Raw genomic sequence first — 21025 nt, 5'->3', positions numbered from 1 at the left:
GGCTAAACGAGGTATACCATGGAAAAGGCTTGGTATGTTATCCACACTTATTCTGGCTACGAAAATAAAGTAAAAGCCAATCTGGAAAAACGCGTTGAGTCCATGAATATGGGCGATAAGATCTTCCGGGTTGTAGTGCCCATGGAAGACGAGGTCCAGATCAAGGACGGCAAGCGTAAGATAGTCAAGCGCAAGGTTTACCCGGGCTATGTCATGGTGGAAATGGTTTTAACGGATGCCTCCTGGTATGTGGTTCGTAACACACCCGGGGTTACCGGTTTTGTGGGTACGGGTAATAAACCCATACCCTTGCGCGAAGAAGAAGTCGACCAGATTTTACAGCAGATGGGCGTTGAGGAACCGCGGCCACGTATTGACGTTACTGTTGGCGAAAACGTCAGGGTGACTAGCGGGCCCTTTGAAAATTTCATTGGTTCGATAGAAGAAATTATGCCTGATAAAGGCAAATTAAGGGTCCTGGTATCCATGTTCGGCCGCGAGACGCCCATTGAGCTGGATTTTAACCAGATTGAAAAAATAGGCTAGCAGGGAGGTGGTGAAAGATGGCCAAGAAAGTAGCAGCTATAGTCAAATTGCAAGTACCGGCAGGCAAAGCAACGCCAGCCCCACCGGTGGGCCCGGCCCTGGGCCAGCACGGGGTTAATATTATGGCCTTTGTAAAGGAGTTTAACGACCGGACGGCTTCCCAGGCTGGTCTGATTATCCCGGTAGAAATCACCGTTTATGAGGATCGTTCCTTTACATTTATCACTAAAACGCCGCCAGCAGCCGTTTTGCTGAAAAAAGCCCTGGGTATAGAGACGGCCTCGGGCGAGCCCAATCGCAAGAAGGTGGGCAAGGTTTCTCGGGAGAAAATCCGGGAAATTGCCGAGATGAAAATGAAAGACCTCAATGCTGCCAGTATTGAGGCTGCCATGCGCATGATTGAGGGAACTGCCCGGAGCATGGGCGTGGAAGTAGAGGCCTGACCTTTAACCCGGTGGGAGGAGCAATCCGCTAGTACCACAAGGAGGAATAGTATATGCCCAAGCACGGTAAGAGATATCGAGAAGTTAGCAAACTGGTTTCCCGACAGGAACTCTACGAGCCAGATGAGGCTATTGAACTCCTGAAAAAAACAGCCAGCGCCAAATTCGATGAAACGGTAGAAGTGGCGGTAAAACTTGGCGTCGACCCCCGCCACGCCGATCAGCAGGTACGGGGTACGGTGGTCCTGCCCAACGGTACCGGGAAGACCCGGCGCGTCCTGGTTTTTGCCAAGGGCGATAAGGCAAAAGAAGCAGAAGAGGCCGGGGCTGACTTTGTCGGCGCTGAAGACCTGGTAGAAAAGATCCAGGGGGGCTGGCTGGACTTTGATGTCGCCATCGCCACTCCGGATATGATGGGCCTGGTCGGTAGACTGGGCCGCATCCTGGGCCCCCGGGGTTTAATGCCCAACCCCAAGGCAGGCACAGTTACCATGGATATAGCCCGGGCTGTCAAAGAAGTGAAAGCAGGTAAAATCGAATTCCGGGTTGATAAGACAGCCATTATCCATGCCCCAATCGGTAAGGCCAGCTTTGAAGCCAGCAAATTAAAAGAAAACTTTCAGGCCTTGATGGACGCCCTTTTAAGGGCCAAACCGGCCACGGCCAAGGGTCAGTATTTAAAGAGCGTCAGCCTGGCCACTACCATGGGACCGGGAATCAGGGTCAATCCCTTGCGGGCTGTTAAATAAATATACCAGTTAACTAAATATTGGTTTGCCGTAGACAGCAGGTGCCATCGGCTTAAATTTGCCTGCCGAGGTAAAAAAGTTAACCGTCTAAACGGTTAGTCAGCTATTGCCCTCGCCTGTCTGCGGGGGCTTTAACTTTTTAAGCAGACAGGAGGTGACTAAATGAATAAGCAACGTGAGGCCAAGGTGGCAGCTACGCAGGAGATAAAAGATAAATTGGGAACCTCTATTCTTTCCATCTTGGCTGATTACCGGGGACTAAATGTAGCGGAGATGACTAAACTCCGCCGGCAATTGCGGGAGGCCGGAGTAGAGTTCAAGGTAGTAAAGAACACCCTGACGGCCCGGGCGGCCCGAGAACTTGGCCTGGATGGCCTCGAACCTCACCTCCAGGGTCCAACAGCGATAGCCTTCAGCGCTACTGATCCTGTGGCCCCTGCGAAAATATTGAATGAGGTAGTGCGCAACAGCAAGACTTTCCAGATCAAGGTCGGTGTATTGCAGGGCAAAATTATTGGCATCAACGAGATCAAGGCCCTTTCCGACCTGCCGTCCCGCGAGGAGCTCCTGGCTAAAATGGTAGGCGGTTTCCAGGCGCCCCTGTCCGGCCTGGTCAATGTCCTGGCTGGTAACATGCGCAACCTGGTCTACGCCCTCGAAGCCATCCGCAAGCAAAAGGAAGCAGTAGCTTAACATAAGGAGGAATTTACATCATGAGCAAAGTACAGGAAATCATTGAAGCCGTAAAAGGATTGACGGTTCTGGAATTGTCTGAGCTGGTGAAAGCCCTGGAGGATGAATTCGGCGTCAGCGCCGCCGCTCCGGTGGCCATGGCTGTAGCCCCCGGTGCCGCCGCCCCGGCTGAAGCACCGGCTGAAGAGCAAACCGAGTTCGACGTCATCTTGAAGGAAGCCGGTGACAAGAAGATCAACGTTATCAAAGTCGTCCGGGAGATTACCGCACTGGGGCTAAAAGAGGCGAAGGCCCTGGTCGACGAAGCACCCAAGCCGGTTAAAGAAAAGGTCAGCAAAGAGGAAGCTGAGAGCATCAAGGCCAAACTCGAAGAGGCCGGCGCCACCGTCGAGATTAAATAGTCGGGCTGGCAGCCGGGGAACCCTGGGTTCCCCGGCTTATCATTTTTTGCCCGCAATTTTCCTTGACATTTATCACCCCTTGTGCTAGCATAATAAAATGCCATTAATTGTGGGCAGAGGATTAAGTATTACCTCATACGGAAATAATAGGTAGCAGGAATTTTAGATGACAAAAGCGAGGTTTTTTAGTGCCTTGCTTTTGAATTTCTTGTGGGGGGGACTTGAACTTTGGCTTATCCAGTCAAGGTTGGGGCCAGGGAACGGTGGACCTTTGCCAAGATCAAAGAGACCCTGGAGTTACCAAACCTTATTGAAATCCAGCGTAACTCCTATCAGTGGTTTATTGATACTGGACTGCGGGAGCTCTTTCACGATATCTCGCCTATTCAGGACTTCACCGGCAACCTGATTCTGCAATTTGTAGATTATTCCCTGGGCGAGCCCAAGTATTCAGAGGACGAATGCAAAGAGCGGGATATGACCTACGCTGCCCCCCTGCGGGTCAAGGTACGCTTGATTAACAGAGAAACCGGCGAGGTTAAGGAACAGGAGGTCTTCATGGGGGATTTCCCCCTGATGACCGATAAGGGCACCTTTATCATCAATGGCGCCGAGAGGGTTATTGTCAGCCAACTGGTCCGTTCGCCGGGTGCCTATTATGCTGAAGGTATTGATGCCAGCGGAACCAAGGTTTACGGAGCCACGGTGATCCCCAACCGGGGCGCCTGGCTGGAGTTTGAAACCGATAATACGGAGAGCATTTATGTCCGCATTGATCGTACCCGTAAAATACCGGTAACAATCCTCCTCCGTGCCCTGGGCTACAACACCAATGCCCGAATTCTTGAGCTTTTTGATTACGACGGCCGTATCCAGAACACCCTGGAAAAGGATAACACGGAATCTGAAGAAGAGGCCCTGGTTGAAATCTATAAACGCCTGCGGCCAGGTGAACCGCCGACGGTGGACAGCGCCAGAAACTTGCTGGAATCCCTCTTCTTTGACCCCAGACGTTATGATCTGGGCAATGTCGGCCGCTATAAGCTCCACAAGAAATTTAATCACGGCATCCTGACCCGGGAGGTTGACGGTCGGGAAGAGTACATCCGCACCTTAACCAAAGAGGACATTATCTATACCATCAAATATCTCCTTCGCCTCATGGATGGCGAGGTAAAACCCGATGATATCGACCACCTGGGTAACCGGCGCCTGCGTTCGGTCGGAGAACTCTTACAGAACCAGTTTCGTATCGGTCTGGCGCGGATGGAACGAGTGGTACGCGAACGGATGACCATCCAGGATGTTGACGTTATCACACCCCAGGTTTTAATCAACATTCGCCCGGTAGTGGCGGCCATTAAAGAGTTTTTTGGGTCCAGCCAGCTCTCCCAATTCATGGATCAGACTAACCCCCTGGCGGAATTGACCCACAAACGACGGCTGTCGGCCCTGGGACCGGGGGGTCTTTCCCGGGAACGGGCCGGTTTCGAGGTCCGGGACGTCCATACCTCCCACTATGGGCGCATGTGTCCCATTGAGACCCCTGAAGGGCCAAATATCGGGCTAATCGGCTCTCTTAGTACCTATGCCCGGATCAACGAATTCGGTTTTATTGAGACCCCTTACCGGCGGGTAGACAAGGAAAAGGGGATTGTTACCAATCAGGTTGATTACCTGACTGCCGATGAAGAGGACAAGTATTTCATAGCTCAGGCCAATGCCCCCCTGGATGAAGAGGGCCACTTCCTGGAGAAAAGGGTCAATGCCCGCCATGGCGGTGAAATCCTGGTGGTCCCGGCCAGCCAGGTGGATTACATGGACGTCTCGCCCAAGCAGATGGTCAGTGTAGCTACGGCCCTGATCCCCTTCCTGGAACATGATGATGCCAACCGGGCCCTGATGGGGGCTAACATGCAGCGCCAGGCCGTCCCCCTCCTGAGAACAGAAGCACCTATAGTGGGGACGGGGATGGAATGGCGGGCAGCACGCGATTCCGGCACTGTAGTTTTAGCCCGGAATAACGGCGTGGTAGAAAGGGTCACTGCCCGCGAGATTGTCATCCGTACCGACAACGGCCATTTGGAAACCTACCGCCTGCAGAAGTTTGTTCATTCCAACCAGGGCACCTGCATCAACCAGAAACCAATTGTCCGCAAGGGTGAGCGGGTCAGTGCCGGCCAGACCATTGCCGACGGTCCTTCCACTGACCAGGGCGAACTGGCCCTGGGCCGCAACATCCTGGTTGCCTTCATGACGTGGGAGGGCTATAACTATGAAGACGCCATCCTGATCAGCGAGAAACTGGTCAAAGACGATATCTTCACTTCCATTCATATTGAAGAGTACGAATGCGACGCCCGTGACACCAAGCTGGGACCGGAAGAAATCACCCGGGACATTCCCAATGTGAGCGAGGATGTTTTAAAGGACCTGGATGAGCGGGGCATTATCCGCATTGGCGCCGAAGTGCGGCCGGGAGACATCCTGGTCGGCAAGGTTACCCCCAAGGGCGAAACGGAGCTGACGGCCGAGGAACGCCTCTTGCGGGCGATCTTCGGCGAGAAGGCCAGGAAGGTAAGGGATACTTCCCTGCGGGTCCCCCACGGAGAATCCGGTATTGTCGTTGACGTCAAGGTATTCTCCCGGGAAAATGGGGACGAACTCGCACCAGGAGTCAATGAACTGGTGCGGGTCTACATCGCCCAGAAACGCAAGATATCCGTGGGCGACAAGATGGCCGGCCGTCACGGCAACAAGGGAGTTATTTCGCGCATCCTGCCGGAAGAGGATATGCCCTTCCTCCCCGATGGTACGCCCATCGAGATTGTCCTGAACCCCCTGGGTGTGCCCTCACGTATGAACCTGGGCCAGATCCTGGAGACCCACCTGGGCCGGGCAGCCCGGGCTCTGGGGATTACCGTGGCCACCCCCGTTTTCGACGGGGCGACGGAAGAGGAGATCAAAGAAGCGTTCCGTAAGGCCGGCCTGCCCGAAGACGGCAAAACCATCCTCTATGACGGTCGCACCGGGGAACCATTTGACCGGCCCATTACAGTGGGATATATGTATATGCTCAAGCTCGCCCACCTGGTTGATGATAAGATTCACGCCCGGTCCACCGGTCCTTACTCCCTGGTCACCCAGCAACCCCTGGGCGGCAAGGCCCAGTTCGGTGGCCAGCGCTTCGGCGAAATGGAAGTCTGGGCTCTGGAGGCCTATGGCGCTGCCTATACCCTCCAGGAGATTTTAACTGTGAAGTCCGATGACGTCGTCGGCCGGGTCAAGACCTACGAAGCCATTGTCAAGGGCGAAAACGTACCCGAGCCGGGAGTCCCGGAATCCTTCAAGGTCCTGATCAAGGAACTCCAGAGCCTGGGCCTGGACGTCAAGGTCCTCTCCGAGGAAAACGAAGAAATCGAGATTAAAGAGGACGATGACGATGTGTCCGAATCCGCCCAGGAACTGGGACTGGATGTCCATGGCCAGCCGAATACGGCGCCTGAGTCCGAAGGCGGGAATGAGGAAGATAAAGAGGCGGAGGCGGACGAAGATTTTGATCCGGCCGACCTGGATCCCTCGGAACTGGAACTCGATGCCGACTTGAATGATGACCTGGTAGTACCTGACGAGGCCTATGGCGACGAAGAATAATCCTGGTCTTTAAGGGGGCTGGTCCAATGCTGGATGTAAGCAATTTTGAACGCATGCGAATCGGCCTAGCTTCACCGGAACAGATCCGGGCCTGGTCCAGCGGTGAGGTCAAGAAACCGGAGACCATCAACTACCGTACCCTGAAGCCGGAACGGGACGGTCTTTTCTGCGAGCGGATCTTTGGCCCGACCAAAGACTGGGAGTGTCACTGCGGCAAATACAAGCGGGTCCGCTACAAGGGTATTGTCTGCGACCGCTGCGGCGTCGAGGTAACCAGGGCCAAGGTGCGGCGGGAACGCATGGGCCACATCGAACTGGCGGCGCCGGTCTCCCATATCTGGTATTTCAAGGGCATCCCCAGCCGGATGGGGTTGATCCTGGATATGTCCCCCAGGTCCCTGGAGAAGGTCCTTTACTTTGTCGCTTATGTGGTCATAGATCCTGGCGATACGCCCCTGGTCAAGAAGCAACTCCTGACGGAGGCCGAGTACCGGGAGTACCGGGATAAATACGGCAATGCTTTCCGGGCGGCCATGGGTGCCGAGGCCATTAAAGAGCTCCTCCAGGAAATCGACCTTGACCAGCTGGCAGCTGAACTGCGCCAGGAATTAAAGGAAAGCAGCGGCCAGCGGAAGATCCGCGCCCTCCGGCGCCTGGAAGTGGTGGAGGCCTTCCGGTCCTCCGGCAACCGGCCGGAGTGGATGATCATGGACGTCATCCCGGTGATCCCGCCGGAACTGCGGCCCATGGTTCAACTGGACGGCGGCCGCTTCGCCACCTCAGACCTGAACGACCTCTACCGGCGGGTTATCAACCGCAACAACCGTTTGAAGAGGCTCCTGGACCTGGGGGCGCCGGACATCATCGTCCGCAATGAGAAGCGCATGCTCCAGGAGGCCGTCGATGCCCTCATCGACAACGGACGCCGCGGCCGGCCGGTGACGGGCCCCGGGAACCGGCCCTTGAAGTCCTTAAGCGATATGCTCAAAGGAAAGCAGGGCCGCTTCCGCCAGAACCTGTTGGGCAAAAGGGTGGACTACTCCGGCCGGTCGGTTATCGTCGTCGGCCCGGAATTAAAGATGCACCAGTGCGGCCTGCCCAAGGAGATGGCCCTGGAACTCTTTAAACCCTTTGTGATGAAACGGCTGGTGGATAAAGGGCTGGCCCACAACATCAAGAGCGCCAAGCGCATGGTCGAAAGGGTCAAAAATGAGGTCTGGGACGTCCTGGAGGAGGTCATTTCCGAACACCCGGTGCTACTGAACCGGGCTCCGACCCTGCATCGGCTGGGGATCCAGGCCTTTGAGCCGGTCCTGGTGGAAGGCCGGGCCATCCAGATTCACCCCCTGGTCTGCACGGCTTACAACGCTGACTTCGACGGCGACCAGATGGCCGTCCACGTGCCCTTGTCGGCCGAGGCCCAGGCCGAAGCGCGCCTCTTAATGATGGCCGCCCACCATATCTTAAACCCCAAGACCGGCCGGCCGGTGGTATCACCCACCCAGGACATGGTCCTGGGCGCCTACTACCTCACCACCGTCAGCAAGGGCGCCCGGGGTGAAGGCAAGGCCTTCAGCAGCTACGATGAGGCGTATATGGCCTATCTTAACAAGGTCATTGACATGCACGCCATGATCAAGGTCCGCCAGGAGGACGGGCAACTCCTGGAAACGACCATCGGCCGCCTTATCTTTAACCGGGAAATCCCCATTCCCAAGGAACTGGGGTATTATAACTGTGAGGTCGACAAAAAGAAGCTGACAGAGATTATCGCCCGTTGCTACCAGCTCCTGGGGACGGAGGCCACGGCCACCCTGCTGGACGGCATCAAAAAAGTGGGCTTCCACTATTCCACCCTGGCTGGCTTCACCATCGGCATCGATGACATCGTCGTGCCCGGCGACAAAAAAGAAATAATCGCCGAAACCGAAAGCGCGGTAGAGAAAATCGACCAACAGTACCGTAAAGGTTTGATTAGCGAAGAAGAGCGCTACCAGAAGGTTATCAGCCTGTGGAATAACGCCACCGATACCCTGACCAAGAAACTCATGGCCGGCATGGATAAATTCAATCCGGTATTCATGATGGCCAACTCCGGCGCCCGCGGTAACGTCCAGCAGATCCGCCAGCTGGCCGGCATGCGCGGCCTCATGGCCGACCCCTCGGGCCGCATAATCGACCTGCCCATCAAGGCCAACTTCCGGGAAGGGCTGACGGTACTGGAGTACTTTATCTCCACCCACGGTGCCCGCAAAGGTCTGGCCGATACCGCCTTAAGGACGGCCGACTCCGGTTACCTGACCCGGCGCCTGGTGGACGTGGCCCAGGACGTCATTGTCCGGGAAGACGACTGTGGGACCACAGCCGGCATCGAGGTTCGGGAGATCCAGGAAGGCAACCAGGTAATCGAAAAGATGGAAGAACGCCTGGCCGGCCGCTATGCCCTGGAGGATGTCCGGCATCCGGAAACGGGCGAGCTCCTGGTGGCGGCCAACACCATGATCGACGACGATGCAGCACGGGCCATAGTCCAGGCCGGCATCAAGACGGTAAAGATCCGCTCGGTCCTCACCTGCAAGACCCGTTACGGCGTCTGCCGCAAGTGTTACGGCCGGGATCTGGCTACAGGTAGGGAAGTAGAGATTGGCGAAGCGGTTGGCATTATCGCCGCCCAGTCCATCGGTGAGCCCGGTACCCAGCTGACCATGCGCACCTTCCATACCGGCGGAGTAGCCGGGGACGACATTACCCAGGGTCTCCCCCGGGTGGAAGAACTCTTTGAGGCCCGCAAACCCAAGGGCCAGGCTATCATTGCCGAGACCACCGGTACCATCACCGCCATCACCGAAGTCCGGGGCCGGAGGGAGATAGAGATTACCGACGACAGTAGAGAGAAGTTCTCCTATCAGGTACCCTACGGTTCCCGGCTGAAAGTAGCCGAGGGCGACCACGTCGAGGCCGGGGATGAGCTCACCGAGGGTTCCGTTAACCCCCATGACCTGTTAAAGGTCAAGGGCGTCCGCGGAGTACAGCTATATCTTTTGCGGGAGGTACAGCGGGTTTACCGTCTCCAGGGGGTTGACATCAACGATAAACACATCGAAGTGATGATCCGCCAGATGCTGCGCAAAGTAAAGGTCGAGGACCAGGGGGACACCGATCTCCTGCCCGGGTCTCTGGTAGACGCCTTCGACTTTGAAGATGCCAACCGTAAAGTTCAGGAGATAGGCGGCAAACCGGCCACGGCCCGGCCGGTTCTCCTGGGGATTACCAAGGCCTCCCTGGCGACAGATTCCTTCCTTTCGGCCGCTTCCTTCCAGGAGACGACCCGGGTGTTGACGGAAGCGGCCATCAAAGGCCGTGTTGATCCTCTCCTGGGCCTCAAAGAAAATGTGATTATCGGTAAACTGATCCCGGCTGGAACCGGCATGAGTCGCTATCGCCAGTTAAAATTGGTGACACCCGCCGTCGATCAGGAGGAAGATGGAGCGGAAGCTGTTGACATGGCTACCGGGAAATGATAATATCTATTAGTGTGACTGCCCGGGGGGGTTGATTTATGCCCTATGAACGTTTACGGACGGCCAAGAAAAGGGCCGTGGGTACCAAACAGGTAACCAAGGCTGTCAGCCAGGGGAAGGCCAGGGTAGTTTTCATAGCCCGGGACGCCGAAAGCCATGTAACAGAGCCCCTCTGGCAGCTCTGCCGTGAACGTGGTATTGAAGTAATCGAAGTGGATTCAATGAAAGAGCTGGGGCGGGCCTGCAGCATTGAGGTTGGCTCGGCCTCAGCCGCTATCCTTGAAGAATAAACCGGGGAAGGAGGTGGAGAGGAGAGGATGCCGACTATCCAGCAACTGGTGCGGCAGGCAAGGGAAAAGGTCGTGCGCAAGTCAACGGCCCCGGCTTTAAAAGAATCACCCCAAAAACGGGGCGTCTGCACCCGCGTTTATACAACTACACCGAAGAAACCGAATTCTGCCCTGCGTAAAGTCGCCCGGGTCCGCTTGACCAATGGCATTGAAGTTACCGCCTACATCCCCGGCATTGGGCATAACCTGCAGGAACACTCGGTGGTTCTGGTAAGGGGTGGCCGGGTAAAGGACCTTCCGGGTGTCAGATACCATATTGTACGGGGTACCCTGGATGCCGCCGGAGTGCAGAATCGCAACCAGGGTCGCTCCAAATACGGGGCCAAACGGCCCAAGAAGTAGCAGGTAAGGGGGGATAAGATTGCCACGGCGAGGCAGAGTTCCCCGACGGGCCGTGCTGGCGGACCCGCTCTACGGGAATACCAAGGTTACCAAATTGATAAACCAGGTAATGCTTGATGGTAAAAAGTCTCTTGCCCAGCGGATTTGTTATGACGCCTTTGAAATAATCAAAAACAAAACCGGTAAGGACCCGGTGGAAGTTTTTGAACAAGCCTTAAAAAACGTTATGCCGGTCCTGGAAGTCAAGGCTCGACGGGTTGGTGGCGCCAACTATCAGGTACCAGTTGAGGTACGGCCGGAACGGCGGCAGACTCTGGGAATCCGCTGGCTGGTCAATTATGCGCGGGCCAGGAGCGGCAAGAGTATGCAGGAAAAGCTGGCTGCCGAGTTAATTGATGCTGCCAATAATACTGGCGGGGCAGTGAAGAAACGGGAAGATACCCACAAGATGGCAGAAGCCAATAAAGCCTTCGCTCATTACCGGTGGTAGGCGTGGGGGTCAGGGGCCCGGGGACCGGGGGCTCGCCGCACGGTGACCACCGGTGTCCTGCAACCTGATTAACAGAAGGGATGAAAATATGGCTCGAGAATACCCACTAGAAAAAACCAGAAATATCGGCATTATGGCCCATATTGATGCCGGTAAAACTACTACCACCGAACGAATACTTTTTTACACTGGCCGGGAACACCGTATGGGAGAAGTCCATGATGGTAATGCTACCATGGACTGGATGATTCAAGAACAGGAACGGGGAATTACCATTACTTCAGCGGCAACCACCTGTTTCTGGCGGAATCATCGCATTAACATTATCGACACGCCAGGCCACGTGGATTTTACCGTTGAGGTAGAACGTTCCCTGCGGGTCCTGGATGGTGCTGTGGCTGTCTTTTGTTCCGTAGGTGGGGTAGAACCCCAGTCGGAAACCGTCTGGCGCCAGGCCGATAAATATGGTGTACCTAGAATTGCCTACATCAACAAGATGGATCGCGTCGGGGCCGATTTCTTCCGGGGCGTGCGGATGATTGCCGAACGCCTGGGAGCCAACCCGGTGCCTATCCAGTTGCCTATCGGCGCGGAGGATAGCTTCCAGGGTATGGTGGACCTGATTAACATGAAGGCCATTTATTATACCGATGAATTAGGAACCACCCTGGATGAGGAACCAATCCCTGCCGAGATGGAAGACCTGGTGCAGGAGTACCGGGAAAAACTGCTGGAGGCTGTAGCCGAAAGCGATGAGGAGCTAATGATCAAATACCTGGAAGGCGAGGAATTGACGCCGGAGGAGATTAAAGCCGGTATTCGTAAAGCGACCATTGCTGTGAAAATGGTGCCGGTACTCTGCGGATCTTCCTTTAAAAACAAAGGAGTTCAGCCCCTGCTGGACGCCATAGTTGATTTTCTGCCGGCACCGACTGACGTCCCGGCTATTCAAGGCGTGGATCCGGAAACCGGCGATGAAGACGAACGCCATTCCAGCGATAACGAACCTTTTGCGGCTTTGGCCTTTAAAATCATGGCCGATCCTTATGTAGGCAAACTAACCTTCTTCAGGGTTTATTCCGGCACCCTGAAATCCGGCTCTTATGTTTACAACTCGACCAAGGGACGCCGGGAACGCATCGGCCGGATTTTACGCATGCACGCCAATCACCGGGAAGAGATAGATGAGGCCTATGCCGGCGATATCGCGGCGGCCGTGGGGCTTAAAGAAACCACCACCGGGGATACCCTGTGCGATGAGCAACATCCTATTGTCCTGGAAGCAATGGAATTTCCGGAGCCGGTTATTTCGGTGGCCATTGAACCGAAAATCAAGGCTGACCAGGAAAAAATGAGCATCGCGCTGCAAAAGCTGGCCGAAGAGGACCTGACCTTTAGAATGTACACTGACCAGGAGACGGGACAAACCATTATTTCAGGTATGGGCGAACTACATCTGGAGATTATCGTGGATCGTCTCCTGCGGGAGTTCAAAGTCGGAGCCAAGGTTGGCCGGCCCCAGGTAGCTTATAAAGAGACTATTCGCCGGCCTGTTAAAGCCGAGGGTAAATTTATTCGCCAGACCGGTGGTCACGGCCAGTACGGCCATGTAATCATCGAGATAGAACCGCAGGAACCCGGCAAGGGTTATGAGTTTGTCAACAAAATTGTCGGCGGAGTCATTCCCAAGGAATATATCCCGGCAGTGGATGCCGGCATCCAGGAGGCTATGGCCAACGGCGTCCTGGCCGGTTACCCGGTGGTAGACGTTCGGGCGACCCTGGTTGACGGATCCTACCATGAAGTGGATTCGTCGGAAATGGCCTTCAAGATTGCCGGTTCCCTGGCCTTTAAGGATGCCGCCAAAAAGGCCCAGCCTGTTCTGCTGGAACCGGTTATGAGGGTTGAAGTTGTTGTTCCCGATGAGTATATGGGTGACGTAATCGGCGACCTGAACTCGCGCCGGGGCCGGGTCGAGGGTATGGAACCCCGGGCCGGTGCCCAGGTTATCCGCGCCCACGTACCTCTGGCGGAGATGTTCGGGTATGCCACTGACCTGCGTTCACGCACCCAGGGTCGGGGTACCTACGTCATGCAATTTGACCACTACGAAGAGGTCCCCAAAAATATTGCTGAGGAGATTATCAGCAAGCGCCAGGGTGCCTAAGGAAGGTAGTCACCTTACTGACGATTTAGTTTTGAGTTGGGGAGGAAGATACCCTCCCCTGGAAACATAGCCCAAATTATAGAGCTAAAAGAGCTATATTTTAAGGAGGCTAAAAGACTATGGCCAAACAAAAATATGAACGCACGAAACCCCATGTCAACGTTGGTACCATCGGGCACGTTGACCATGGCAAGACGACCCTGACGGCAGCCATTACCTTCTGCCTGGCCAAGGCCGGCGGCGCTGTACCTACGGCCTACGATCAGATTGATAAGGCGCCGGAAGAGAGAGAACGTGGAATTACCATCGCCACGGCCCACGTAGAGTACGAAACCGAGAAAAGGCACTATGCCCATGTTGACTGCCCGGGTCACGCCGACTACGTCAAGAACATGATTACCGGTGCGGCACAGATGGACGGTGCCATCCTGGTAGTATCAGCGGCCGACGGTCCCATGCCCCAGACCCGTGAACACATCCTTCTGGCCCGCCAGGTAGGCGTTCCTTACATCGTTGTTTTCCTGAATAAAGTTGACCAGGTAGACGATCCCGAACTCCTGGAACTCGTGGAGATGGAAGTCCGGGAGCTTTTAACTGAATATGAATTCCCGGGCGATGAGATTCCTATTGTCACCGGCAGCGCCCTGAAAGCCATGGAATGCGGTTGCGGCAAACGGGAATGCGAATGGTGCGGCAAGGTGTGGGAGCTGATGGATGCCGTAGACAGCTATATTCCTACACCCGAGCGTGACACCGACAAACCTTTCCTGATGCCCATTGAAGACGTCTTCACCATTACCGGCCGCGGTACCGTGACCACCGGCAGGGTGGAGAGGGGCAAGGTCAAAGTCGGGGATGAAGTCGAGATTATCGGCCTGCGCGACGAGATCCGCAAGACGGTAGTCACCGGTGTGGAGATGTTCCGCAAGATCCTCGACGAAGCCGTTGCTGGTGACAATATCGGCACCCTCCTCCGTGGTGTCGACCGCAAAGAGGTCGAGCGCGGTATGGTCCTGGCCAAACCGGGCAGCATTAAACCCCATACCAAATTCAATGCCGAGGTTTACGTCCTGACCAAAGAGGAAGGTGGCCGGCATACTCCCTTCTTTAATGGCTACCGGCCCCAGTTCTATTTCCGGACTACCGACGTTACCGGCGTGGTAAACCTCCCCGAAGGTGTAGAGATGGTCATGCCGGGCGATAACATCCGTATGACCATTGAGCTCATTACCCCCATTGCTATTGAAGAAGGCCTGCGTTTCGCTATCCGCGAAGGTGGTCGTACTGTCGGCGCCGGCGTTGTTACCGGGATTATCGAATAATTAAGGAGCGGTAAGGGATCAGGCGTTACGCCTGATCCCGTGCCATGAAGGAGGGTAATTAACGCATGGCGAGGCAGAAGATACGTATTCGCTTAAAGGCCTTTGATCACCGGGTGCTAGATCAATCCTCGCAAAAAATCGTCGACACCGCCAGGCGGACGGGTGCGGTTGTCTCAGGTCCTATTCCTTTGCCGACGGAGAAGAACATTTTTACAATTCTTCGTTCACCCCATGTCAATAAGGATTCCCGGGAGCAGTTTGAGATGCGGACCCATAAGCGGTTAATCGATATTCTCGAGCCGACGCCGAAAACGGTGGATGCTTTGATGCGCCTGGATCTCCCGGCCGGGGTCGACATTGAGATCAAGCTCTAGGGGGTAAGATCAGGTGCGCAAGGGTATTTTAGGGAAAAAAATCGGTATGACCCAGGTATTCGATGAGACGGGGCGGGCTATCCCGGTAACCGTTATCCAGGCAGGCCCCTGTGTCGTAATTCGTAAAAAGGAAACTTCTACCGATGGCTACGACGCTGTTCAGGTCGGTTTCGAGCCGGTCAAGGAAAGAAAGGTCAACAAGCCCCTCCTGGGTTACTTTAACAAAGCAGGGGTGACCCCCTTTCGCTATATCCGCGAATTTCGCCTGGAAAACTCGGGGGAATACCAGGTAGGCCAGGAGATTAAAGCGGACGTTTTTAGCCCCGGTGAGAAGGTTGACGTGACAGGCATCTCCAAGGGCAAGGGGTTTGCCGGGGGTATCAAGCGTCATGGCTTTCACCGCGGTCCCATGGAGCACGGGTCCAAGTATCATCGCCGGCCCGGCTCCCTGGCAGCTAAAGGACCGGCCCGAGTTTTCAAAGGACGCCGGTTGCCCGGTCACCTGGGTGCGGTTAGGGTGACTGTACAAGGACTCGAGGTCGTTAGAAACGATCCTGAGCGGAACCTGCTTTTAATCAAGGGCTCTGTACCAGGTCCCAGGCATGGGCTGCTGGTTATCAAGAATTCTGTAAAGGGGGGCTAATAGGGGATGCCCAGAGTTGCCTTATATAATATCCAGGGCCAGCAGGTGGGCGAAGTCGATCTTGACGACAGCGTCTTTGGTGGCGAGGTCAATGAAGCCGTCCTTCACGATGCGGTGGTTATGCAACTAGCCAGCAGGCGGCGGGGCACGGCAGCGACCCGCGGCTGGGCCGATGTCAGCGGTGGCGGCCGCAAACCCTGGCGGCAGAAAGGAACCGGCCGGGCTCGCGCCGGCAGCATCCGTTCACCCCTGTGGCGGGGCGGAGCGGTTATTTTTGGGCCTCAGCCCCGGGATTATGGCTATAGGTTGCCCAAGAAAGTACGACGCCTGGCCCTGCGTTCAGCCTTGGCCAGCAAAGTACGTGACGGTAATATCATAGTTCTGGACGAACTTAAAATGGAAAAACCCCGGACCAAGGATATGGCTCATATCTTAAAGAACCTGAACGCGGAAAATAAAGCCCTGGTAGTCACGGCCACCAGGGAGCCCAACGTTGAATTGTCAGCTCGCAACCTCCCTGGAGTCAGGTTTTTAACCTCCGACGGCATAAACGTTTACGACCTGCTCGCCCATGATAAACTGGTCATTACTAAAGACGCGGTGGCCAGGGTACAGGAGGTGCTGGCCTGATGCGGACTCCTGAAGAAATTATTATCCGGCCCCTGGTAACGGAGAAATCTACCGGCTTAATGGCCGATAACAAATACACCTTTCTGGTCGATCCTGGTGCCAATAAGATCGAAATCAAGCATGCCATTGAAAAACTCTTCAACGTGAAGGTTTTAAAGGTCAATACCCTGATGGAAAGAGGTAAGTTGCGCCGGGTCGGCCGTTTCCAGGGCCGCCAGTCTGACCGGAAAAAAGCCATTGTTACCTTGAGACCGGGTGATAAGATCCAGGTCTTCGAAGGGCTGGAGTAGCCTAAAAGGAGAGAACAGGGATGGCAATTAAGAAGTTTAAACCTACTTCCCCTGGCAGGCGGCAGATGACGGTTTCCACCTTTGCCGAGATCACTGCAACAGAACCTTATAAACCCCTGGTTGAGCCCTTGAAGAAGACAGGGGGGCGGAATAACCAGGGCCGCCTGACCGTGCGTCACCGGGGCGGGGGTCATAAGCGTCTTTATCGCGTGATTGACTTCAAGCGTGATAAAGATGGCATTCCCGGCCGCGTGGCAACTATAGAATATGATCCCAACCGCTCGGCCAATATTGCCTTAATCAATTACGCCGACGGGGAAAAACGCTACATCCTGGCTCCGGAAAACCTGCAGGTTGGGGACCAGGTAATCAGCGGCCCGGAGGCTGATATTAAGGTAGGCAATGCCTTGCCCCTGAGCCAGATACCCGTTGGCACCATGGTGCATAATGTCGAACTTAAGCCTGGCAAGGGCGGCCAGATGGCCCGTTCGGCCGGCGCCGGGGCCCAGTTAATGGCCAAAGAAGGCGGCTATGCCCTGCTTCGGCTGCCCTCGGGCGAAGTTCGTAAGGTTCAGGAAAGCTGCCGCGCCACCGTGGGGCAAGTTGGCAACCTGGACTGGGAGAATATTAACATTGGTAAAGCCGGGCGCAAACGCTGGTTGGGCATCCGGCCGACGGTTCGCGGTGTGGTAATGAACCCGGTTGACCACCCCCATGGTGGCGGTGAAGGCCGGGCTCCTGTCGGCCGCAAACATCCGGTTACGCCCTGGGGCAAACCGGCCATGGGTGCCAAGACCCGCAAGAAGCGGAAGCTATCCGATAAGTTAATTGTAAAGCCACGGAATAAATAAGGGGTGAAAGGGGGTTCCCAGGTATGGGCCGGTCCCTGAAAAAAGGGCCGTACTGCGATGCAAAGCTCCTGAAAAAGATAATTGACATGAACGAGAAAGGCGAGAAACGGGTTATCAAGACCTGGTCCCGCCGGTCGACGATTTTTCCCGAAATGGTGGGCCATACAATAGCCGTCCATGACGGGCGCAAACACGTACCGATTTATATCACCGAAGATATGGTCGGCCACAAGCTGGGTGAATTTGCTCCCACCCGTGTGTTCCGGGGGCATGGCGCCCATACGGAGCGCTCTACGGCGCTGAAGTAAGGGGGTAAATAACTGGATGGAAGCTAAAGCAGTGGCCAGATATATCCGGATCTCCCCGCGGCGGGTACGCCAGGTAATTGACCTGATCCGTGGTAAAGGAGTACGGGAAGCGGAAGCTATTTTAATGGTGACTCCCAAAAGGGGAAGCCGGGTTGTGGCCAAAGTTTTGAAATCAGCCGTAGCTAATGCTGAGCATAACTACGACCTGGACGCCAGTAACCTGGTTGTCAGCCGCGCCTATGTGGATGAAGGTCCGACCCTGAAACGTTACCAGCCGCGCGCTATGGGCCGGGCAAATATCCGGCGTAAACGCACCAGCCATATAACCGTAGTGGTCGGGGAAAAGGAGGACTAATTTCGTGGGCCAAAAAGTGCACCCCAAGGGGTTACGCCTGGGGATAATCCGCGATTGGGACTCCCGCTGGTACGCTGGCAAAGAATATAAAACTCTCCTCCACGAGGACCTCAAAATTCGCGAGTTCATTAAAAAGCGTCTTTACCAGGCGGGTATTGCCAGTGTGGAAATTGAACGGGCGGCCAATCGCATTAAAGTAATTGTAAATACTGCAAAACCGGGGATTGTTATCGGCCGGGGTGGCGCCGAAGTTGAAGCTCTCCGCAAAGACCTGGAACGGTTAACCGGCAAGCAGGTAAATCTAAATATCGCTGAGATCAAAAAACCGGAACTCAATGCCCAGCTGGTAGCCGAGAATGTCGCTGCCCAATTAGAAAAGCGCATTGCCTTCCGGCGGGCCATGAAACAGGCCGTAGGCCGGGCCATGCGCCTGGGCGCTCAGGGCATCAAGATTGCCTGCGGTGGCCGCCTGGCCGGAGCTGAGATCGCCCGGACGGAATGGTATAGTGAGGGTAAAGTTCCCCTCCATACCCTCCGGGCTGATATTGACTACGGCTTTGCCGAGGCCAATACAACCTATGGTAAAATTGGCGTTAAGGTTTGGATATATAAAGGTGAAGTCCTGCCCGAGCGGGCACGGGTTCGGGAAGGGGGCAGTAAATAATGTTAATGCCCAAAAGAGTAAAGTATCGTAAGCCTCACCGGCCAGGAACCCAGGGCAAGGCCACCCGGGGCAACGAAGTAACCTTTGGCGATTATGGCTTGCAGGCCCTTGAACCGGCTTGGATTACCAGTCGCCAGATTGAGGCTTCCCGTATTGCCATGACACGTTATATCAAACGTGGTGGCAAGGTATGGATCAAGATCTTTCCCGATACCCCTATCACCGCCAAACCGGCAGAAACCCGTATGGGTAGCGGTAAAGGGGCTCCTGAATACTGGGTGGCAGTAGTCAAACCCGGGCGGATACTCTTTGAAATGGCCGGCGTTTCTGAAGAAGTAGCCCGTGAAGCCATGTGCCTGGCGGCCCATAAGCTACCCATCAAAACTAAATTCATCAAACGTACGGGACTGGGTGGTGACGCCAATGAAGGCTAAAGAAATTCGTGATTTGACCACCGAGGAACTCCGGCAGAAGGTAAACGAACTTAAGCAGGAACTCTTTAACCTGCGTTTTCAGCTGGCAACCAACCAGATGGATAATCCCATGCGGCTCAAAGAAGTCCGGCGAAGCATCGCCCGGGCCAAAACTATCCTGCGGGAACGGGAATTAAAACAGCAACGGGCTTAAACCAGCCCGGCCAGGAAGGGGGGCAGCTTCTTTGGAACGGAACTATCGTAAGACCCGGGTTGGCAGTGTAGTCAGCGATAAAATGGATAAAACGGTTGTGGTAGCAGTAGAAGACCGGGTACGCCACCCGTTATTAAATAAAATTATTAGGCACACCAGGAAATTCAAGGCCCATGACGAAAAGAACGAGTGTCGTATCGGCGATAAAGTTAGGATTATGGAAACCCGTCCTTTGAGTAAAGAGAAAAGGTGGCGGGTGGTGGAGATTATGGAAAGAGCCAGGTAACCGCATCTTTGCAGGGAAGGGGGTAAATTATGATCCAGCAGCAGACGCTTCTCAAAGTCGGCGACAATACCGGCGCGCGCAAGCTAATGTGCATCCGCGTTCTAGGCGGGTCCAAACGGCGTTATGCCAGCGTCGGCGATGTGATAATCGCATCGGTTAAAGAAGCAACGCCAGGGGGCGTGGTTAAAAAGGGCGATGTCGTCCGGGCGGTAGTAGTACGGACCAAAAAGGCTGTCAAACGACCGGACGGTTCCTATATTAGATTCAACGAGAACGCGGCGGTAATTATCAACGAGCAGAACAATCCCAGGGGCACGCGGATTTTTGGACCTGTGGCCCGGGAACTGCGGGAAAAAGATTTTATGAAGATCATTTCCCTGGCCCCGGAAGTTCTCTAAGGAAAGGGAGGTGGAAATACCTTGGCCACACCCAGGGTGCACGTTAAAAAAGGTGATACCGTCATGGTAATCACCGGCAAAGATGCCGGTAAAAAGGGTAAAGTCCTGAGTGTCGAGCCCGCCAGGGGGCGGGTTGTGGTGGAGGGAGTCAATATCGTTAAGCGGCATACCCGCCCGACCCAGAAAATGCCCCAGGGGGGTATTATAGAAAAAGAGGCCCCGGTAGCCAGCAGCAATGTCATGCTGTTTTGCAATAAATGCAACCGTCCCACCAGGATTGGTCACCAGATCCTGGCTGACGGTACGAAAACCCGGGTCTGTAAAAAGTGCGGCGAAGTCATTGATTAAGCCCAGGTAGAGGAGGGCTGATTGTGGCCAGATTGAAAGAAAAGTACCTTCAAGAGATTCGTAAAGCCTTACAGGCAAAATTTGGCTATAAAAATATAATGGAGATACCCAAACTGGAGAAGATCGTAATCAATATGGGCGTAAGCGAGGCCACGCAGAACCCCAAGGCTATCGATAATGCCGTTCAGGATCTCATGACCATAACCGGCCAGAAGCCTGTCGTCACCAAGGCCAAAAAATCCATTGCTGCCTTCAAACTGCGCCAGGGGACCAGTATTGGCTGCAAGGTTACCTTGCGGGGCGACCGCATGTATGAGTTCCTGGACCGCTTGATCAACGTGGCTCTGCCCCGGGTAAGGGATTTCCACGGTGTATCTCCCAATTCCTTTGATGGCCGGGGAAATTATACCCTGGGCATTAGAGAACAATTGATCTTCCCCGAGATCGAATACGATAAAATTGACAAGGTCCGGGGCATGGATATAGTCATGGTAACGACGGCAAAGAGTGATGAAGAAGCCCGAGAGCTCTTACGTGGCTTCGGTATGCCCTTCCGGGAGCATTGATTAAGGA

26 protein-coding genes and 1 other annotated feature are annotated in these 21025 nt (G+C 54.9%); all 26 genes read left to right on the top strand.

What is annotated here, in order from left to right; all coding sequences use genetic code 11:
* The first annotated feature begins 18 nt into the window (after positions 1-18).
* The 26 genes from nusG (at position 19) to rplE (ending at position 21018) form a co-directional block, all read left to right on the top strand.
* Positions 19-546, top strand: a complete 528-nt coding sequence (gene nusG / locus MOTHE_RS12310; RefSeq protein WP_011393950.1) for a transcription termination/antitermination protein NusG — start codon at positions 19-21, stop codon at positions 544-546.
* A 17-nt stretch (positions 547-563) separates the two neighbouring features.
* Positions 564-989, top strand: a complete 426-nt coding sequence (gene rplK, locus MOTHE_RS12305; RefSeq protein WP_011393949.1) for a 50S ribosomal protein L11 — start codon at positions 564-566, stop codon at positions 987-989.
* Positions 990-1042: 53 nt separating this feature from the next.
* Positions 1043-1738: a 50S ribosomal protein L1 gene (rplA, locus tag MOTHE_RS12300; RefSeq protein ID WP_011393948.1), complete on the top strand. Its 696-nt coding sequence runs from the start codon at positions 1043-1045 to the stop codon at positions 1736-1738.
* A 10-nt stretch (positions 1739-1748) separates the two neighbouring features.
* Positions 1749-1883, top strand: a sequence feature (ribosomal protein L10 leader region).
* 17 nt (positions 1884-1900) lie between these two features.
* On the top strand, positions 1901-2431 hold the full coding sequence (rplJ, locus tag MOTHE_RS12295; protein ID WP_011393947.1) for a 50S ribosomal protein L10: 531 nt from the start codon (positions 1901-1903) through the stop codon (positions 2429-2431).
* 20 nt (positions 2432-2451) lie between these two features.
* Positions 2452-2832 carry a 50S ribosomal protein L7/L12 gene (gene rplL / locus MOTHE_RS12290; RefSeq protein ID WP_011393946.1) on the top strand — a complete coding sequence of 127 codons (381 nt, stop codon included), beginning with the start codon at positions 2452-2454 and terminating at the stop codon, positions 2830-2832.
* 228 nt (positions 2833-3060) lie between these two features.
* Complete coding sequence (gene rpoB, locus MOTHE_RS12285) at positions 3061-6486, top strand: DNA-directed RNA polymerase subunit beta (RefSeq protein WP_053095177.1); 3426 nt, start codon at positions 3061-3063, stop codon at positions 6484-6486.
* A 26-nt stretch (positions 6487-6512) separates the two neighbouring features.
* A complete protein-coding gene (rpoC, locus tag MOTHE_RS12280) occupies positions 6513-10007 on the top strand; it encodes a DNA-directed RNA polymerase subunit beta' (RefSeq protein WP_053095176.1) in 3495 nt (1164 codons plus the stop codon).
* Between the two features lie 38 nt (positions 10008-10045).
* On the top strand, positions 10046-10297 hold the full coding sequence (locus MOTHE_RS12275) for a L7Ae/L30e/S12e/Gadd45 family ribosomal protein (protein ID WP_011393943.1): 252 nt from the start codon (positions 10046-10048) through the stop codon (positions 10295-10297).
* Positions 10298-10324: 27 nt separating this feature from the next.
* A complete protein-coding gene (gene rpsL / locus MOTHE_RS12270; RefSeq protein WP_011393942.1) occupies positions 10325-10699 on the top strand; it encodes a 30S ribosomal protein S12 in 375 nt (124 codons plus the stop codon).
* A gap of 19 nt (positions 10700-10718) precedes the next feature.
* The gene (gene rpsG, locus MOTHE_RS12265; RefSeq protein WP_011393941.1) at positions 10719-11189 is read left to right on the top strand and encodes a 30S ribosomal protein S7; all 471 of its coding nucleotides are present in this window, start codon (positions 10719-10721) and stop codon (positions 11187-11189) included.
* An 88-nt stretch (positions 11190-11277) separates the two neighbouring features.
* The gene (gene fusA, locus MOTHE_RS12260; protein WP_053095175.1) at positions 11278-13356 is read left to right on the top strand and encodes an elongation factor G; all 2079 of its coding nucleotides are present in this window, start codon (positions 11278-11280) and stop codon (positions 13354-13356) included.
* A gap of 119 nt (positions 13357-13475) precedes the next feature.
* Positions 13476-14678: an elongation factor Tu gene (tuf, locus tag MOTHE_RS12255; RefSeq protein WP_011393939.1), complete on the top strand. Its 1203-nt coding sequence runs from the start codon at positions 13476-13478 to the stop codon at positions 14676-14678.
* 65 nt (positions 14679-14743) lie between these two features.
* Positions 14744-15052, top strand: coding sequence for a 30S ribosomal protein S10 (rpsJ, locus tag MOTHE_RS12250; RefSeq protein ID WP_011393938.1), 309 nt, complete (start codon positions 14744-14746; stop codon positions 15050-15052).
* A 13-nt stretch (positions 15053-15065) separates the two neighbouring features.
* On the top strand, positions 15066-15695 hold the full coding sequence (rplC, locus tag MOTHE_RS12245) for a 50S ribosomal protein L3 (RefSeq protein ID WP_011393937.1): 630 nt from the start codon (positions 15066-15068) through the stop codon (positions 15693-15695).
* Positions 15696-15701: 6 nt separating this feature from the next.
* Entirely contained in the window at positions 15702-16325 is a 624-nt protein-coding gene (gene rplD / locus MOTHE_RS12240) for a 50S ribosomal protein L4 (protein ID WP_011393936.1), read from the top strand.
* Entirely contained in the window at positions 16325-16615 is a 291-nt protein-coding gene (rplW, locus tag MOTHE_RS12235; protein WP_011393935.1) for a 50S ribosomal protein L23, read from the top strand. Before rplD ends, rplW begins: the two co-directional genes overlap by 1 nt.
* A gap of 20 nt (positions 16616-16635) precedes the next feature.
* Positions 16636-17466 (top strand): 50S ribosomal protein L2, encoded by an 831-nt coding sequence (gene rplB, locus MOTHE_RS12230; protein ID WP_011393934.1) that lies wholly within the window; start codon positions 16636-16638, stop codon positions 17464-17466.
* Positions 17467-17489: 23 nt separating this feature from the next.
* Positions 17490-17774, top strand: a complete 285-nt coding sequence (rpsS, locus tag MOTHE_RS12225; protein WP_011393933.1) for a 30S ribosomal protein S19 — start codon at positions 17490-17492, stop codon at positions 17772-17774.
* 16 nt (positions 17775-17790) lie between these two features.
* Complete coding sequence (gene rplV / locus MOTHE_RS12220; RefSeq protein WP_011393932.1) at positions 17791-18129, top strand: 50S ribosomal protein L22; 339 nt, start codon at positions 17791-17793, stop codon at positions 18127-18129.
* Between the two features lie 4 nt (positions 18130-18133).
* Positions 18134-18793, top strand: coding sequence for a 30S ribosomal protein S3 (gene rpsC / locus MOTHE_RS12215; protein ID WP_011393931.1), 660 nt, complete (start codon positions 18134-18136; stop codon positions 18791-18793).
* A complete protein-coding gene (gene rplP / locus MOTHE_RS12210) occupies positions 18793-19227 on the top strand; it encodes a 50S ribosomal protein L16 (RefSeq protein ID WP_053095174.1) in 435 nt (144 codons plus the stop codon). The genes rpsC and rplP overlap by 1 nt, the downstream gene beginning before the upstream one ends.
* A complete protein-coding gene (rpmC, locus tag MOTHE_RS12205; protein WP_011393929.1) occupies positions 19217-19420 on the top strand; it encodes a 50S ribosomal protein L29 in 204 nt (67 codons plus the stop codon). The genes rplP and rpmC overlap by 11 nt, the downstream gene beginning before the upstream one ends.
* A gap of 31 nt (positions 19421-19451) precedes the next feature.
* Positions 19452-19706: a 30S ribosomal protein S17 gene (gene rpsQ, locus MOTHE_RS12200; RefSeq protein ID WP_011393928.1), complete on the top strand. Its 255-nt coding sequence runs from the start codon at positions 19452-19454 to the stop codon at positions 19704-19706.
* A 29-nt stretch (positions 19707-19735) separates the two neighbouring features.
* A complete protein-coding gene (rplN, locus tag MOTHE_RS12195) occupies positions 19736-20104 on the top strand; it encodes a 50S ribosomal protein L14 (protein WP_011393927.1) in 369 nt (122 codons plus the stop codon).
* A 21-nt stretch (positions 20105-20125) separates the two neighbouring features.
* Positions 20126-20452, top strand: a complete 327-nt coding sequence (gene rplX, locus MOTHE_RS12190; protein ID WP_080997210.1) for a 50S ribosomal protein L24 — start codon at positions 20126-20128, stop codon at positions 20450-20452.
* Between the two features lie 23 nt (positions 20453-20475).
* Positions 20476-21018 carry a 50S ribosomal protein L5 gene (rplE, locus tag MOTHE_RS12185; RefSeq protein WP_011393925.1) on the top strand — a complete coding sequence of 181 codons (543 nt, stop codon included), beginning with the start codon at positions 20476-20478 and terminating at the stop codon, positions 21016-21018.
* Positions 21019-21025 lie beyond the last annotated feature (7 nt).

It is taken from the genome of Moorella thermoacetica (genome assembly GCF_001267405.1).
Lineage (GTDB): Bacteria > Bacillota > DSM-521 > Neomoorellales > Neomoorellaceae > Neomoorella > Neomoorella thermoacetica.
The sequence above is the reverse complement of the archived record's forward strand: the minus strand, read 5'-3'. Positions and strand labels throughout refer to the sequence as shown.